Raw genomic sequence first — 15,798 nt, 5'->3', positions numbered from 1 at the left:
TCTACAGTGACACAAAATGATATTTTTTTGGCTAAATTAAACGATAACATAACATCCTTATCACAACAATTTGCTGCATTCTCTACTAATAAAATATACGAACCCTGCTTTGATGCTCAGTTATTTAATTATCAAGGTGTGCTACTAAACGGTTATGCACCTTATTTATTAGAGTTACAAACTAACTACCAAAAATTAGCAAAACTTATCGCTAAGGAAAACCAGAGCAATTATTTAGATCAAATCGTTTACTTATCTGATTTGCTTGTTAAACAGATCGCAGCCTTACAACGAGAATTATCCACCAGATTACTACGATACAAAAAAGAGCGCTCCGTCAAAGAAACCAGTCCACATGAAGAATATGCTAAAAATGTAGGGTATCTAAATCGACTCGAAGCAATGAAGTACAAACTACAACAAGATTTATGTCTCCAACCTAGCGAACAAGCTAAACAAATAGCCGCTGTCGAGCAACGTATCGCCAATTGCCGTCATGCCTTGATATTAATAGAGCAAAAAATAGAACAAGCTAATGAGTAACTACCTTTTAATGCGGTAAAGCTTGTGGATAATGCGTAAAATAATATTGCGTAGATAAATAATCGTTAGGATACTTTTCTAAACATGCTTTCAGGCATGATATTGGTTTACTTAAAGGTAACTCATCGCGATGGTAAGCTAAAATTGTCGCCGTTAGCGCTTGTTTTTCTGCATTAGTTAAGTAGCGATTAAAATAACCTTGAATATGCATTAGTACATTAGTATGGTTTTCTTTGCTGGCGGGTATTGTTAATAAAGCCATTAATCGTTGACGATATTGTATAAAAAATTGCTGCAAATCATCAAATTGATCAAGCTTGGCCACAAAGGGACCTAACTGGCGATAAAGCGGTTGTGAATGAGCCAGTAATAATAACTTATAACGACTATGAAAGGTTAATAATGCATGGCGACTCAGCTCACTCTCGAGTAGTTTATTTAAACGTTGCAAAGCAAACATGCGAATAACAAAATGTTGCTGAATATCTGGGTTGTTTAATCGTACATTATCTTCAATAGGCAACCACGGGTAACAATCACGCAGGTAAGCGGTAAATCGTCCATCAGCTAATGTAACAAAATCACCACTATCATTATCATAAACTTTTGCGTTACCTAAACCACAACTTGGCGATTTAGCACAAACAATATAACCAGATAAAGAACTGAGGCTGCGCATTGTCTGTTGACAAAATAACGTCATTTTATTATCGATATCACCATTATCTATTTGCCGATCATTAAAGCGTATCACAACTGATTGCATAGTATTTTGGTATAGACCAATAGTCGGACGAGGTGTTGGTAATCCTATCGCGGTTTCCGGGCAAATAACATGAAAATCAGCGAAAGAGCTAAGAACATCGACAGCAAATGGTAGCCGTTTATGACCGCCATCGTATCTCACTTTTTCGCCTAATAAACATTTGCTAATACCAAGTTGTAGTTTAATTGCTGGCTCATATAGCTCGGCGTTTGCCATTCGTGATCATACCTTAAAAATTTATTTTGCTAAAACAGCAACTGTGCTAGTTAAATTCCAATCAATTAAGCTTGGACACGAGTGATAAGAATATGTTTGATACATTTATATTGTCGATAATTTAACATATAATCGGCGATCAAATCTAGACCCGAACTACTTAAGTGTAGTTAAACTAAAAACATAAATTAATAGGTATAATAGAGTTGTTAAATAATTGTTATCTTATATATTAAATAATCGATTTATTAAGCATTTGATTTATTAATATATACCAAATTTGCCGAGATGAGTAATCGATAAAATGGGATAACTATTTATGACTTCACAATCTACTTCTGATCCTAATAGCATTAAACGTCGTAGCAGATGGATACTTATTGCCAGTCTTGTATTTATTGTTGTTTTTTGTCTTTATGGTCTCTACTGGTTCGTCGCCATTCGAGGGGAAGTTTCTACCGATGATGCTTATGTGTCAGGGATCCAGTCCCCCGTTGTAGCACAAACAACGGGTAAAGTAATACAGGTTAGTTTCGTCAACACTGACTTAGTTAAAGCGGGTGAAATATTAATACGCCTCGATGACACCGATGCAAAACTTGCTTATCAACAAGCAACAGATGCACTAGCTAACATCGTTAGACAAACTCAAGTTTTGTATATTGATGCTGAACAATATTTGGCTAAAATAAAGTCGAATGAAATTAACTTGCAGCAAGCCCAACAAGATTATCAGCGTCGCTTATCTTTGGGTCGTAAGGACGATGTCTCTATCGAAGAGTTACAACATGCAAAACAGAGCATGGAATTAGCGCAATTAGACGTTGAAATCGCAAAACAACAATACCAAGCAAATCAAGCGTTATTGCATGGCGTAACATTACATGAACAACCTGCGGTTAAACAAGCGGCAGACACCGTTCGACAAGCTTGGGTAACATTACAACGAACAACAATTCGTAGCCCTATTACTGGTTATGTGGCAAGAAGCAATGTCGAAGTCGGGTCGCAAGTTACTCCTGAAAGCCAGTTAATGGTGATTGTACCGCCAGAACCAATCTGGATAGATGCCAATTTTAAAGAGACACAGCTACAAGATATCCGCATTGGTCAAACCGCCACCGCAATCAGTGATCTGTACGGTGATAACGTAACTTATCAAGGTAAAGTGGTTGGTATTAATATGGGAACGGGTAGCGCATTTTCATTATTGCCCGCACAAAATGCAACCGGTAATTGGATCAAAGTTGTGCAGCGTTTACCTGTTCGAATTGAGTTAGACAAGCAACAAGTAAACCAATATCCGCTTAGAATTGGCCTTTCAATGAACGTCACTATTGATGTTAGAAATGATGATGGTCAGGTGCTAGCTACAACACAACGAACGATACCATTTTATGAAAGTAACGCACTGGTACTAAGTTTAGATAATATAGATATTATAATTAACGAGATTATTGAGCAAAATACCTATAGCCCAACAATGGAGCAATAGTATGAGTAACTTTACGCCCTACACGGGTGCAAAACTTGCTCTGATGACAATTATTTTATCATTAGCCACCTTTATGCAAGTGCTTGATTCTACTATCGCTAACGTAGCCATTCCCACTATTTCGGGATCGTTAGGTGTGTCGATCACCGAAGGAACATGGATCATAACCGCATTTGGCGTATCAAATGCTATCTCTATTGCGATTAGTGGTTTTTTAGCTAAACGTTATGGTGAGGTAACCATTTTCTTGTGGGCTACGGCACTTTTTACATTATTATCTTTTTTATGCGGGATATCCGATAGCTTAGCCATGCTACTCTTTTTTAGAGTCATTCAAGGCGCTGTCGCCGGTCCTGTTATCCCTTTATCTCAGAGCATTTTACTACGAGGTTATCCCCCCGCCCTACAAAAAATAGCGCTTGCCTTATGGTCAATGACCATTATTTTAGCCCCCGTATGTGGCCCTATTTTTGGTGGTTACATCAGTGATAATTATGATTGGGGCTGGATATTTTTCATGAATGTTCCAATCGGCATTTTGGTCGTTATTTTAGGGGCTTATTTGTTAAGAGAGATGGAATCAAAAGCAGTAAAAATTCCCTTCAACTATATTGGTCTAGCGTTATTAACCGTTGGTGTTGGGTGTTTACAAGTTTTCTTAGATAAAGGACAAGAGCTTAATTGGTTTGCCTCGAATGAAATTACCACCTTAGCAATTATTTCGGTAATTGCACTAACATTTTTAGTCATTTGGGAATTAAATAACCACAATCCCGTAGTTGATCTTGCCTTATTTAAAATTAGAAACTTCTCTATTGGGACTATCTCAACCAGCTTATCTTATATGGCATATTTTGGTGCGATTGTTTTATTACCTCAGCTATTGCAAGAGGTTTACGGCTACACCGCAACCTGGGCCGGCATTGCGTTAGCGCCGATAGGATTATTACCCATTCTGTTGTCGGCTTATGTAGCAAAGCTCGCTGATCACATTGATATTCGTTGGATTATTACCAATTCATTTTTATTCTACTCTTTATGCTTTTTCTGGCGAGCTTACACTTTTGAGTCAAATATTAATTTTATTGGGATCGCGATACCACAATTAATACAAGGCATCGCGGTTGCGTGTTTTTTTATGCCATTAACGATATTAACGTTATCAGGTTTACCTGCCGATCGTCTGGCTTCCGCGTCAAGTTTAGCTAATTTTTTTCGTACATTAGCTGGCTCAGTAGGCACATCAATCACCACAACCATGTGGGCAAATCGGGCATCGTTACATCACGCGCAGCTAACCGAATCAATTAATCCATATAATGCCAATTCAGTAGACTACTATCAGCAAATGTCTTCATACGGTTTATCAAAAATACAAACATCGACTTATATTAATGAGCAAATCTCAGCACAAAGCCTAATTCTTTCTGCCAATGATATTTTTTGGCTAAGCGGTTGGGTATTTATTGCATTAACTGTTACAATTTGGTTTGCAAAACCACCTTTTAAATCAATGGGATAATTTTGTACATAACAACACTTAAGGGGAAAAGATGAAATTCATCAAATCTAAACAACCATTAAAATACGCACTTATTGCATCGCTAATTGGCTTTACTGCATTAAGTGACGCTTGCACTCGAATCGTCTATTTAGGCGATGAACAACAAATTATTACCGCGAGATCGATGGACTGGAAAGATGAAATTGCGACTAATTTATGGATTTTTCCTCGAGGCATGGTGCGTGATGGCGTCGTTGCCAAGCATTCATTAACTTGGACCGCAAAATACGGCAGTGTGATTGCATCAGGCTATGATGTTTCAACTACTGATGGTGTTAACGAAAAAGGCTTAGTTGCTAATTTACTCTGGCTAGCTGAGTCACAATATCCAACCGAGCTGGTAGGTAATAATGGTCTGTCTGTCTCAATTTGGGCACAATATATGCTAGATAATTTTGCGTCAGTTGCGGAAGCTGTAGCCCATATAACACTTCACCCTCTAGCCGTCGTGACTGATAATGTACCGGGACAAAATAGACTTGCTACGCTGCATCTATCTTTATCTGATAGCACTGGTGATAGCGCAATAATTGAATACATTGATGGAAAGCAAGTTATTCATCATAGTCGTGATTATCAAGTGATGACTAATTCACCGACTTACGATAAACAGCTAGCGATGGAAGAGTATTGGCAGGAGATCGGTGGATTGTCATTCCTACCAGGAACCAATCGAGCCGCGGATCGCTTTGCAAGAGCCTCTTTTTATATTAATAATATTCCGCAAAAAATGGATGCAAGAACTGCGGTGGCTAGCGTCTTTAGTGTTATCAGAAATGTTTCCGTGCCCTACGGTCTAACAACTGAAGACTCACCTGAAATATCATCAACTCGCTGGCGAACGCTGTATGACCATAAACATCAACTCTATTTTTTTGAATCAGCATTAACGCCAAATATTTTTTGGACTGACTTAAGTAAAATTGATTTTTCCGCAGAGACAGGGCAAGTAAAAGAGCTTAAACTAGGCAGAGAACAACGTAATATATTTTCTGGTGATGCAACCGATGCTTATCAAGTAAGTAAACCTTTTTTATTTCAAGGTTTAACCGAGCAGCAGCTTCATTACTAATCTTTAAATATTAGCGGTATTTGCAACTAACTAATGGATAATAGTTATTATTATTTCTATTTATCGCTTATTTCAAATAAATATATCGTTATAACAAATTATTAGTACACTCTTATTGTTAAAGATCTATAATTTTGATTATAACTTTAGTTGTTTTTAAACCAACGCGACACTTTATTTTAACGGGGATTTGCTAATGAGTAGAATATTTGATGATAACTCTCAAACTATCGGCCATACACCTCTTGTACGATTAAAACACTTTGGTCAAGGTAATATTCTTGCCAAAGTGGAATCACGCAACCCAAGTTTTAGCGTCAAATGCCGTATTGCTTCGAACATGATTTGGGATGCAGAAAAACGAGGTCAATTAACGCCCAGTGTTGAGCTAATTGAACCAACTAGTGGTAATACGGGTATTGCGCTCGCTGCAGTGGCAGCTGCGAGAGGTTATAAATTAACGTTAACCATGCCTGAAAGTATGAGTATTGAACGACGTAAATTATTAAAAGTACTTGGTGCTAACCTTATTCTCACTGAGGCAGCAAAAGGAATGAAGGGCGCTATCGCAAAAGCAGAAGAGATCGTTGCTAGTGATCCTAAACATAATTTAATGCTGCAGCAATTTAGCAATCCGTCAAACCCTGAAATTCATGAAAAAACCACAGGACCAGAAATATGGCAAGATACCGATGGGGACGTTGATATATTTATCGCGGGCGTCGGCACGGGTGGCACATTTACCGGTGTTACTCGTTATCTAAAAAAAACTCAAGGCAAGAACATTACTGCCGTCGCAATTGAACCGTTAAACTCACCGGTTATTAGTCAAGCCCTTGCTGGAGAACCTATACAACCAGGACCGCATAAAATTCAAGGCATAGGCGCAGGTTTTATTCCTGATAACCTTGATTTGAGCCTAATCGATTTAGTCGAAAAGGTATCAAATGAAGATGCGATTAATACTGCACGTAAAATTATGGACAAAGAGGGGATACTAGCTGGAATATCGTCAGGTGCTGCCGTATTTGCAGCAGATAAATTAGCTAATCTGCCAGAAAATAAAGATAAAACGATTGTTGTTATTCTTCCATCGTCAGGTGAACGTTATTTGAGCACCGACCTTTTTAGCGGTTTATTCACTGAAAAAGAGCTGGAATAATGGCTTATCACCTTGTATAACTTGCTAGATTATATAAAAATTTCTTGATTTCAAAGCGGAAAAACCAGATAATTCGCAAGCAGTTGAAAACAAGGTAATAATTGAAAACGAGTTAACAATAAAGGGTAAAATCATGGCAACGTATATTGTGTATTCATTAATTCTTATTATATCGGGAGTATTGACTATTCCTACTTTAATTTTATCTAAACGACCTAGTTCTCAAGAGTTATTAGGTAAAATAGCGCCTTATCAAGGCTGGCTTGGTGTAGTCATCTTAGTTTTAGGTATATGGGATCTTATTGGTCTACTTATTAATGCAAACTTTTATTTTACTTTTAATGCTAGTGGCACCTGGATTTTGCTTGTTGCTATTGCCTTAATTATGATCATTCTAGGCTTTATTCTCGGTTTTAATTTGATTAATAAGTATATTTTATCAAAAAACCCTAAGTCAGAGGAAAAAGGTCAGAATCTAATTGCCAAATTATTACCACTACAAAGTATATTTGGTACCGCTTCTATTGTATTAGGTGTTTTGTTACTAATTACCGCTATATTCTAAGCTGAGTTGTAATAAAAGGCGCTATTTAGTGCCTTTTTACTCTCCATCCATCAAGCTCATCCCATGCTGTGAACCAGTTTGCATTAAAGAGACCAGTTGTTTTGTTTTACCCTGAAGAATTAAATTACTTACTGCCGGAGTATTAACTAAGACTTCAAAAATTGCTTTTCGTTCTCCTTTAATGTTGGTAATTAATTGCTGGGAAATAACAGCCTGTAAAGAATTCGCTAGTTGTGAACAGATGAAATTTTTTGATTGTTCAGGAAATAAATCGATAATACGATTAAGTGTTTGTATCGCAGAATTAGTGTGTAGTGTTGCTAAAACTAAATGGCCAGTTTCGGCAGCTTGTAATGCGGCAGCTACGGTTTCTTTATCCCTTAATTCACCAAGCATAATAATATCGGGATCTTGTCGCAGCATTGAGATTAATCCATCATAAAAGCGGTTACAATGAGTGCCAATTTCGCGTTGTTGAATCAAAGCTAACTTGTTCGTGTAAATAAATTCAATCGGATCTTCTAATGTCAGAATATGTTTGCATTGATGCCGATTAACATACTCTAACATCGCCGCTAATGTTGTCGATTTACCACACCCTGTTGCACCAGTTATAAAAATCAACCCTTGTTTTTTCATAACTAATGTTTTTAGTATCTCTGGTGCGTTAATTTCATCAAGCGTATAAATCTCATCACGAATAACTCTAAAACAGGCTGAAATACCTCTTTTTTGATAAAAAATATTACCGCGGAATCGACCCAATTTTTGATGATGGTAGGCAAAATCAACTTGTTTATGTTCCTCTATTTGCTGCAATTGCTCTAATGTCAAAATAGCAAAAAGTTTTTTCTCTAGCTCCTGACTCGATAAACGGTCATTGGTTAAGTTAATTAATTTACCATTTTGCCTAATTATGACTTTTTCGCCGCTAGAAAGATGCAAATCAGAGGCGTTTTGAGTTACACTTAATGCAAAAATAGTTTCCATATATGAATCCTTACGTGAGCGATAATGATTAAAGATAATTTACAATGTATACATAATGAGATTATGCATATTGCAAGAAAGTGCGATCGTGATCCCAGTAAAATTAAACTTATTGCAGTAAGCAAAATGAAACCGTGTTCAGCCATTGAACTAGCCATTCAGGCTGGGCAACTTGCTTTTGGTGAAAACTATGTGCAAGAAGGTATTGAAAAAATACAATATTTTCGGCAATTAAATATGAATCTTGCTCTGCAATGGCATTTTATTGGCCCACTGCAATCAAATAAAACTAAGCTTGTTGCTGAACATTTCGATTGGGTACAAACTGTTGACCGATTAAAAATTGCTAAACGGCTGAGTGAGCAAAGACCCAATACATTGCTACCTTTAAATATCCTCATTCAAGTTAATATCAGTAATGAGCAAACAAAATCTGGCGTTACACCCGATGAACTCTTACCGTTAGCGCTAGAAATAATAAAACTGCCTAACTTAACGCTTAGGGGGTTAATGGCTATCCCTAAAGCCGAAACAGATCCTAACCTACAACGTATCGCATTTGATGAAATGTTTAAACTTTATGATAACTTACAGCAGCATATTAAACTCGATACCCTATCAATGGGTATGAGCGATGACATGGTATCGGCGATTATTGCGGGCAGTAATATGGTTAGAATTGGCTCTGCAATATTTGGCAAGAGGTAACACACCCAATCCCTTTTATGCTATATTGCTAAAAATAAATATAAAGGAGTTTTTGATGTCACCACTATTTTACCTTATTAATATGCTATTAACGCTTTGTGTTTATCTCGTTATTTTACGAGTCTGGATGCAGTATACGCGCGTCAATTACTATAATCCATGCACCCAATTTATAATTAAAATCACCCAGCCCGTAATTGGTCCTCTGCGCAAAATAATTCCGTCAATTGGAAAAATAGATACGGCTACGCTATTAGTGCTCTACATCCTCGCTGTGATTAAGTTTATTGCTATTATTAAAATGTATAATACTAATGCGCCTAATTTTAACCTACAATATTTGATCTGTGGATTCTATGTCATCTTATATTCGTTGGGTAATTTAGTTTTCTGGATGTTGCTAGTAAGAGCGATTTTAAGCTGGATCAGCAAAGGAAAATCAATACTTGAAGAGGTCTTATATCAGCTCACGGAACCACTTATCGCACCAATACGGCGCGTTGTGCCTCCGATTGGTAATATCGATCTCTCCTTTATGATTTTTGTCTTTATTTTGATTATATTAAATATGGTTTGTATGAACCTGTTTAGTCCATGGTGGGGAATCATTTCATTTAGTCGATAAGGTATTTTTGTGCTATCCACTCCACTTATTCTAACGATATTAGCTGGTGCGTCGACATTTATCGGCGCTATTTTGGGAGTGTTAACTAAAAAACCTTCCGCTCGGCTATTAGGATTTTCCCTTGGCTTTGCAGCGGGTATTATGCTGTTGATCTCATTAATGGAAATGCTACCCGCGGCGCTTAATACTCCCTTTGTCTCGCCTATTTTATGTTACTTAATGTTCATTATTGGATTGCTTGGCTATTTTGCCATCGATCGCTTGCTGCCCCATTACCATCCACAGGACATTCCGGGTGAAGGTAAGGGATTTGTCGATATAAAGCACATTAAACCCTCATATAAAGATAAGCTAAAACGTACGGCAATATTATTAACACTTGGGATCAGCCTACATAATTTTCCTGAAGGGATTGCTACTTTTATCACCGCAAGTGTCAATATCGAACTAGGCATTGGCATCGCAATTGCGGTAGCGATTCATAATATTCCCGAAGGATTAGCGGTCGCCGCACCAATTTATATTGCGACCGGTTCAAAATGGCAAGCTCTGTTTTGGGCGAGTATATCGGGCTTTGCTGAGATTCTTGGTGGCGTTTTAACTTATGTCGCACTTGGTGATTATATTAGTCAAACGTTGATGGCAAGCATTATGGCTGCCGTTGCAGGGATCATGGTCGCGTTATCAATTGATGAGCTTATTCCTCTTGCTAAAGAAGTTGATCCTAAGCGTAACCCGAGTGTCGGTATTCTTTGTGGTATGACAATAATGGGATTTAGTTTAATTTTATTGCAGTATTTTTAAATAAATTAAGCCACATACTCAGTGAATATCTGGCTTGTTGCTATAATTTAAAATTGATCTTGATTTAAATAAGCCCAAGCATACTGCGCATATAGCTCTGCCCCTTTTGTCATCGCCTCTTCATCGATGTTAAAACAACCATGATGATGCGCCCACTGCGTATCTTTGGTCGGATTACCACTGCCTAATAGCGCAAAAGCACCGGGAATATTTTCAGTATAATAACTAAAATCTTCACCTCCCGTTGTTGGTCGCTCGTTATATAAATAAGACTCGCCAAAAGCTTGAGTAATAATTGATTGAGCCAATAGTGCACTGCGTTGCTCATTAATAACGGGCAACGTACCATATACATAGTCGACTTCGGCAGTCGCTCGGTACATTGCCGCAACGTGGTCAGCATAACGTTTTATGGCAGCTATTATTTTTTCTCGTTCTGCAAGATTAAAACAGCGCACTGTCCCTTCTAATATGGCATTTTCAGCAATCACATTAAAACGCGTTCCCACTTCCATTCGCCCAATGGTAACAACCGCTGATTCTAATGGATCTACTTCACGAGAAACGATTGCTTGCACATTCATGACAAATGCCGACGCCACCATAACTGCATCAACCGTATCATGTGGCATCGAGCCATGCCCTCCTTTACCTTTAAATCTAACCGTTAATAGATCCGCAGAAGCAAAGCAAGGACCAACAATGCACGATATTTTATTAATCGGGGTTTGCGACCAAATATGCATCCCAAACACATTATCAACACCCGCCAATACGCCCTGCTTTATCATCGCTTTTGCGCCTTGAGCGATCTCTTCTGCAGGTTGAAAAACTAATCGAACATTGCCTGGCAGCTGGTGCTTTATGTCATTAAGTACTTTAGCTGCGGTAAGTAACATTGCCGTATGCGAATCATGACCGCAGGCATGCATTTTACCGTCGATAGTCGATTTATAATCGATAGTTTGGTTTATTTCTTGTATCGGCAATGCATCGATATCAGCGCGTAACAAAATAGTCTTACCTGCTTTGCCACCTTGTATATCGGCAATAATTCCCGTTGGCTCTGTTCGTCTGTAGGTAATACCCAGTTTATCTAACTCCTGCGCAATACGATTAGTGGTACGAACTTCCTCAAATGGTAATTCAGGATGACGATGTAGATCACGTCGAAAGGCAATCATCTCCTGATTATAATGAGCCACTAATGTAGCTATTTTACTGTTAATCATAACTCTTCCTCTAATTCGTTTAATCTGCTTACTATTAATTTATAGGCGTTATCATTCCCACCATAATACCCGCGAGTACAACCGACACAATCGTAACTGAAATAAAGCCGCCAATGAGCATTGGTGCTAACATATGGCTATTAAGAATTTGCCTTTCTTTGGCATCGGTAGTTAGATTATTGATAACTTCATTAGTAATAATGTAATCAGCAGGAAAACCATATAAAGCCGTTAGAGCAATCGCAAACCCCATCTCAGTGCTAACCTTCAATACTTTGCCTATAATTGCGGCAAAAACCAACATTCCAACAACGGCAGCAAGGATTAAAACGATTAATGGCATCAGTAAATTCAAGAGCATTTGTGGCGTTGCATGATTAAGGGTATCAAAAATAAACAACATTAATGCCATAACGGCAAAACCGAATCCATTTGCTTTTTTTAGCGGATGGCGTTCTAAAAAACCAATAGATGAAGCAATTACACCAAATAATAGACATAAAACAAAAGGACTAATGGCAATGAGCGGCGCTAAGAGTACGGAAGATAGATAGGCTAAATAACCAACAAATGCCAAGCGTAAAAATTGAAAATAGCTACTATTATAACTACTTGGAATTTTGTTAAATAATCGTGGCATAGGGTATTCATCAACCGTGCTAACAACATCGAGTTTATGATTGGTTGTCGTAGTATCATTATTATTTTCCCATTCACCTGCTCGATGTTTTTTTAATACACGTAAGCCTTCGCGCTTTAGCATAATCGCGGTTAGTGGATATCCAACAAATCCTTGCATCACGTAAATCACAATGGCAAATACGGATAAATCGAGCAAACCAGCCGCTTTAGCGCCACCAGACATTATTATTGCCGAAACAATGCCACCGACTAACGGGGGGATGGCAACAATGACGGTATTACGATCAAAACAGAGCATACCAATAATCGTACAAAAAACAATAATACCGACAATGCCAGACAAAGAGACTAAAATCGTCTTCCACTGTTTTTTCAAATCACGTAAAGATAATAAGGTCCCCATATTGGTAATTAACAGGTACATCAACATAACCGCAACCGAGGCTGAAATACCGGCTCTGGCAACAATATCTTTGGGGAAAAATGTCCAATACCCAGCTAGAAAAAGTACCGCACAGATAAAAACTGAAGGGATCCAAGCTTTGGTATAGGTTGAAATAACATCACCAAGGTACAAAATAAAGAGGATTAAGACAAATGCCAGCATCTGCGGCATATCTAACATCGTAGGCATAAAAACTCCATTTTAATATTAAATTTATAGCACTACTTAAAATAATATTGCTGATAAAGCGACAGTTTATTTTACGTTATTTATTTACTGATTCTGCCACCATACAGATTAGCAATATCGCTAGTTGCTAGCAATCGTTTTATTACCATGAATTTACGCCTAATGAGTGAATTATGATAATTGTAACAAAACTAGCAAGCCCTTTATGTTAGGGCTTGTTCTAGCTCAAAGTAGTTAAGAAAAGCTCGAATACTACTCAATATTTTGGATTTGCTCACGCATTTGTTCGATCAGTACTTTAAGTTCAATTGCTGATGCAGTTACATCGGCATTAATCGATTTAGAGGCAATCGTATTGGATTCACGATTAAATTCTTGCATCATAAAGTCTAGGCGGCGCCCAACTGCTTCATTTTTTTTCAAAATAGCATAGGTTTCTTTAACGTGGGTCGATAGACGGTCCAACTCTTCCGCAACATCTATTCGCTGCGCTAATAAAATCAGTTCTTGCTCTAAGCGATTTGCTTCAAGCTCAACATTAGCTTCCGCTAATTTGGCGTGTAATTTATCTTTCTGCCATTGTAAAATTTCAGGCATCCAACCTCGAATATTGGTCACTTCTTGCGTGATACCTTCTAGACGTTTAATAATCATTGATTCAAGCGCTTTACCTTCACGTTCACGCACATCAATAAAATCATCAATGGCTGTTTCAAGTAACGCTAAGATCTCGTGCGAAATAGCGTCAAGATCTTGTTCTTTAGCTGACATAACCCCAGGCCAGCGTAATACATCAACCACATTGACATCACCTGATGACGCTTCATCACGAATCCAATTAGCGGCTTGTATCAACTGCTTAGCAAGATCTTTATTCAGGCACAATTCTTGATGCTGATTGGCTAAATCAAGTTCAAAGCGCAAATTACATTCGACCTTCCCTCGAGTTAAACGACGTCTAAGTTTTTCACGAATAATCGGCTCTAGTGAGCGTAACTGTTCAGGCAAGCGAATATATGTTTCTAGATAGCGCTGATTGACAGAACGTAGTTCCCAAGCGGCATGCCCCCAACTTCCATTGAGCTCTTTTCTTGCATAAGCAGTCATACTGCGGATCATAATTGTTTCTTCCTAAAGTCATAAAAGTTGCTGTGCATTGTAGCACAAATTCTGTATAATGCCCCCTTAGCTTAGGCTAAACATTACTTATCCTTATAGTAATGTCCTCCTAATAAACTATTGATTCAGTATCAGATAAAACCTAATTGGAGATAGACATGCGCCCTTCTGGCCGAACCGCGGAACAAGTCCGCCCGATAAAAATCACCCGTAATTATACCAAACATGCCGAAGGTTCTGTATTAATTGAATTTGGTGAAACCAAAGTGCTTTGTAATGCAACGATTGAAGAAGGGGTTCCTCGTTTTCTTAAAGGTCAAAATCAAGGCTGGATCACGGCTGAATATGGCATGTTGCCAAGAGCGACAAATACCCGAACACAACGTGAAGCGGCTAAAGGTAAACAGAGCGGTCGAACAATGGAAATCCAGCGCTTAATCGCTCGCTCACTACGTGCCGCAGTTGATCTTAAAGTATTAGGCGAATATACCATTACGCTTGATTGTGATGTGATCCAAGCCGATGGAGGTACACGCACCGCATCAATTTCAGGCGCATGCGTTGCGCTTTATGATGCGCTTAATGGCATGATAGAACAAGGCACATTAAAAACTAATCCATTTAAAGGCTTAATTGCGGCTGTTTCGGTCGGTATCGTAAAAGATCAAGCCTTGTGCGACCTTGAGTATATTGAAGATTCTAATGCCGAAACGGATATGAATGTCATCATGACCGATGATGAGAGAATAATTGAAATACAAGGCACTGCTGAGGGAGAACCATTTAGTCATGATGAACTAATGGAACTATTAGCATTAGCAAAAAATGGAATTAATACCATTATTGAGGCACAAAAACTAGCATTAAATATCACCTCATACTAGCATTGATTTAAAAAGCGACATATGTCGCTTTATTTTTAGTTACAATTTGTTTATTAAACCTTATTTAAAAGTAATAGCACATTAACGTCTGGAGAAACATCATATGAAGTCATACAAACGCCAATTTATTCAATTCGCACTTGAAAGAGAAGTATTGCGATTTGGCGAATTCACGTTGAAATCAGGACGAAAAAGCCCCTACTTTTTTAATGCAGGATTGTTTAATACCGGTAAAGATCTGGCGCTATTAGGTCGTTTTTATGCAGAAGCGCTACTCGATGCAAATCTAGAATATGATGTAATTTTTGGGCCAGCCTATAAAGGGATCCCAATCGTTGCGGCAACAGTTGTTGCTTTGTCAGAACACCATAATATTGAAATTCCCTATTGCTTTAACCGTAAAGAAGCCAAAGATCATGGTGAAGGCGGTAATTTGGTTGGCAGTTCAATTCAAGATAAACGCGTTATGTTAGTCGATGATGTGATCACCGCTGGCACCGCTATTCGTGAGTCAATGCAAATTCTGGAAAATAACCACTCAAAATTATCAGGCGTGTTGATTAGTTTAGATCGCCAAGAAAAAGGCAAAGGAGAGCTATCGGCTATTCAGGAGATTAAAAAAGCCTATAACTGTGATGTGATATCAATCATTACGCTTAATGATTTAATCAATTACTTATCTGCTGAGGATGACAAAGCAGATGAATTAGCTCGCGTTGAAGCCTACCAAACACAATATGGCGTTGCTTAAGCGAAAAATTAACGCCTCAATGAATG

At 38.1% G+C, this 15,798-nt stretch carries 16 protein-coding genes; 11 read left to right on the top strand and 5 right to left on the bottom strand.

What is annotated here, in order from left to right:
• The first annotated feature begins 6 nt into the window (after nucleotides 1-6).
• Nucleotides 7-543, top strand: coding sequence for a primosomal replication protein PriC (priC, locus tag RHO12_01300; GenBank protein WVD66419.1), 537 nt, complete (start codon nucleotides 7-9; stop codon nucleotides 541-543).
• A gap of 7 nt (nucleotides 544-550) precedes the next feature.
• On the opposite strand, the gene RHO12_01295 is transcribed toward priC, so the two are convergent.
• Entirely contained in the window at nucleotides 551-1,525 is a 975-nt protein-coding gene (locus RHO12_01295) for a DUF523 and DUF1722 domain-containing protein (GenBank protein ID WVD66418.1), read from the bottom strand.
• A 319-nt stretch (nucleotides 1,526-1,844) separates the two neighbouring features.
• On the opposite strand from RHO12_01295, the gene RHO12_01290 reads away from it, so the two are divergent.
• The 5 genes from RHO12_01290 to RHO12_01270 all read left to right on the top strand — a co-directional run bounded on the left by RHO12_01290 (nucleotide 1,845) and on the right by RHO12_01270 (nucleotide 7,383).
• A complete protein-coding gene (locus tag RHO12_01290; protein WVD66417.1) occupies nucleotides 1,845-3,020 on the top strand; it encodes an EmrA/EmrK family multidrug efflux transporter periplasmic adaptor subunit in 1,176 nt (391 codons plus the stop codon).
• Between the two features lies 1 nt (nucleotide 3,021).
• Nucleotides 3,022-4,542, top strand: coding sequence for a DHA2 family efflux MFS transporter permease subunit (locus RHO12_01285; GenBank protein WVD66416.1), 1,521 nt, complete (start codon nucleotides 3,022-3,024; stop codon nucleotides 4,540-4,542).
• 31 nt (nucleotides 4,543-4,573) lie between these two features.
• On the top strand, nucleotides 4,574-5,656 hold the full coding sequence (locus RHO12_01280; GenBank protein WVD66415.1) for a linear amide C-N hydrolase: 1,083 nt from the start codon (nucleotides 4,574-4,576) through the stop codon (nucleotides 5,654-5,656).
• Between the two features lie 196 nt (nucleotides 5,657-5,852).
• Nucleotides 5,853-6,818, top strand: coding sequence for a cysteine synthase A (cysK, locus tag RHO12_01275; GenBank protein WVD66414.1), 966 nt, complete (start codon nucleotides 5,853-5,855; stop codon nucleotides 6,816-6,818).
• 133 nt (nucleotides 6,819-6,951) lie between these two features.
• On the top strand, nucleotides 6,952-7,383 hold the full coding sequence (locus tag RHO12_01270) for a DUF4083 family protein (GenBank protein ID WVD66413.1): 432 nt from the start codon (nucleotides 6,952-6,954) through the stop codon (nucleotides 7,381-7,383).
• 36 nt (nucleotides 7,384-7,419) lie between these two features.
• Here the strand turns inward: RHO12_01270 and RHO12_01265 are convergent, their stop codons facing one another.
• Nucleotides 7,420-8,373, bottom strand: coding sequence for a PilT/PilU family type 4a pilus ATPase (locus RHO12_01265; protein ID WVD66412.1), 954 nt, complete (start codon nucleotides 8,371-8,373; stop codon nucleotides 7,420-7,422).
• 24 nt (nucleotides 8,374-8,397) lie between these two features.
• On the opposite strand from RHO12_01265, the gene RHO12_01260 reads away from it, so the two are divergent.
• From RHO12_01260 to zupT, 3 genes are read left to right on the top strand one after another with little or no spacing between them, the layout of a single operon-like run.
• Nucleotides 8,398-9,081, top strand: coding sequence for a YggS family pyridoxal phosphate-dependent enzyme (locus RHO12_01260; GenBank protein WVD66411.1), 684 nt, complete (start codon nucleotides 8,398-8,400; stop codon nucleotides 9,079-9,081).
• A 55-nt stretch (nucleotides 9,082-9,136) separates the two neighbouring features.
• Nucleotides 9,137-9,706, top strand: a complete 570-nt coding sequence (locus RHO12_01255; GenBank protein ID WVD66410.1) for a YggT family protein — start codon at nucleotides 9,137-9,139, stop codon at nucleotides 9,704-9,706.
• Between the two features lie 9 nt (nucleotides 9,707-9,715).
• The gene (gene zupT, locus RHO12_01250; GenBank protein WVD66409.1) at nucleotides 9,716-10,510 is read left to right on the top strand and encodes a zinc transporter ZupT; all 795 of its coding nucleotides are present in this window, start codon (nucleotides 9,716-9,718) and stop codon (nucleotides 10,508-10,510) included.
• Nucleotides 10,511-10,557: 47 nt separating this feature from the next.
• Here zupT and RHO12_01245 read toward each other — a convergent pair whose 3' ends face one another.
• The 3 genes from RHO12_01245 to RHO12_01235 all read right to left on the bottom strand — a co-directional run bounded on the left by RHO12_01245 (nucleotide 10,558) and on the right by RHO12_01235 (nucleotide 14,137).
• Nucleotides 10,558-11,742: a M20 family metallopeptidase gene (locus tag RHO12_01245; GenBank protein ID WVD66408.1), complete on the bottom strand. Its 1,185-nt coding sequence runs from the start codon at nucleotides 11,740-11,742 to the stop codon at nucleotides 10,558-10,560.
• Between the two features lie 34 nt (nucleotides 11,743-11,776).
• On the bottom strand, nucleotides 11,777-13,018 hold the full coding sequence (locus RHO12_01240; GenBank protein WVD66407.1) for a hypothetical protein: 1,242 nt from the start codon (nucleotides 13,016-13,018) through the stop codon (nucleotides 11,777-11,779).
• A gap of 252 nt (nucleotides 13,019-13,270) precedes the next feature.
• The gene (locus RHO12_01235; GenBank protein ID WVD66406.1) at nucleotides 13,271-14,137 is read right to left on the bottom strand and encodes a YicC/YloC family endoribonuclease; all 867 of its coding nucleotides are present in this window, start codon (nucleotides 14,135-14,137) and stop codon (nucleotides 13,271-13,273) included.
• Nucleotides 14,138-14,295: 158 nt separating this feature from the next.
• Between RHO12_01235 and rph the strand changes: the two genes are divergently transcribed.
• Nucleotides 14,296-15,021: a ribonuclease PH gene (rph, locus tag RHO12_01230; GenBank protein WVD66405.1), complete on the top strand. Its 726-nt coding sequence runs from the start codon at nucleotides 14,296-14,298 to the stop codon at nucleotides 15,019-15,021.
• A 103-nt stretch (nucleotides 15,022-15,124) separates the two neighbouring features.
• Entirely contained in the window at nucleotides 15,125-15,772 is a 648-nt protein-coding gene (gene pyrE, locus RHO12_01225; protein WVD66404.1) for an orotate phosphoribosyltransferase, read from the top strand.
• The last annotated feature ends 26 nt before the right edge of the window (nucleotides 15,773-15,798 follow it).

This window comes from Orbaceae bacterium lpD02, assembly GCA_036251875.1.
GTDB classification, from domain to species: Bacteria; Pseudomonadota; Gammaproteobacteria; order Enterobacterales; family Orbaceae; genus Orbus; species Orbus sturtevantii.
The sequence above is the reverse complement of the archived record's forward strand: the minus strand, read 5'-3'. Positions and strand labels throughout refer to the sequence as shown.

Bases quoted from the DNA above. Each gene is read 5' to 3' on its own strand.
- RHO12_01295 (WVD66418.1), bottom strand. From the start codon at position 1,525: ATGGCAAACGCCGAGCTATATGAGCCAGCAATTAAACTACAACTTGGT.
- RHO12_01290 (WVD66417.1), top strand. From the start codon at position 1,845: ATGACTTCACAATCTACTTCTGATCCTAATAGCATTAAACGTCGTAGC.
- RHO12_01285 (WVD66416.1), top strand. From the start codon at position 3,022: ATGAGTAACTTTACGCCCTACACGGGTGCAAAACTTGCTCTGATGACA.
- RHO12_01280 (WVD66415.1), top strand. From the start codon at position 4,574: ATGAAATTCATCAAATCTAAACAACCATTAAAATACGCACTTATTGCA.
- cysK (WVD66414.1), top strand. From the start codon at position 5,853: ATGAGTAGAATATTTGATGATAACTCTCAAACTATCGGCCATACACCT.
- RHO12_01270 (WVD66413.1), top strand. From the start codon at position 6,952: ATGGCAACGTATATTGTGTATTCATTAATTCTTATTATATCGGGAGTA.
- RHO12_01265 (WVD66412.1), bottom strand. From the start codon at position 8,373: ATGGAAACTATTTTTGCATTAAGTGTAACTCAAAACGCCTCTGATTTG.
- RHO12_01260 (WVD66411.1), top strand. From the start codon at position 8,398: ATGATTAAAGATAATTTACAATGTATACATAATGAGATTATGCATATT.
- RHO12_01255 (WVD66410.1), top strand. From the start codon at position 9,137: ATGTCACCACTATTTTACCTTATTAATATGCTATTAACGCTTTGTGTT.
- RHO12_01245 (WVD66408.1), bottom strand. From the start codon at position 11,742: ATGATTAACAGTAAAATAGCTACATTAGTGGCTCATTATAATCAGGAG.
- RHO12_01240 (WVD66407.1), bottom strand. From the start codon at position 13,018: ATGCCTACGATGTTAGATATGCCGCAGATGCTGGCATTTGTCTTAATC.
- RHO12_01235 (WVD66406.1), bottom strand. From the start codon at position 14,137: ATGATCCGCAGTATGACTGCTTATGCAAGAAAAGAGCTCAATGGAAGT.
- rph (WVD66405.1), top strand. From the start codon at position 14,296: ATGCGCCCTTCTGGCCGAACCGCGGAACAAGTCCGCCCGATAAAAATC.
- pyrE (WVD66404.1), top strand. From the start codon at position 15,125: ATGAAGTCATACAAACGCCAATTTATTCAATTCGCACTTGAAAGAGAA.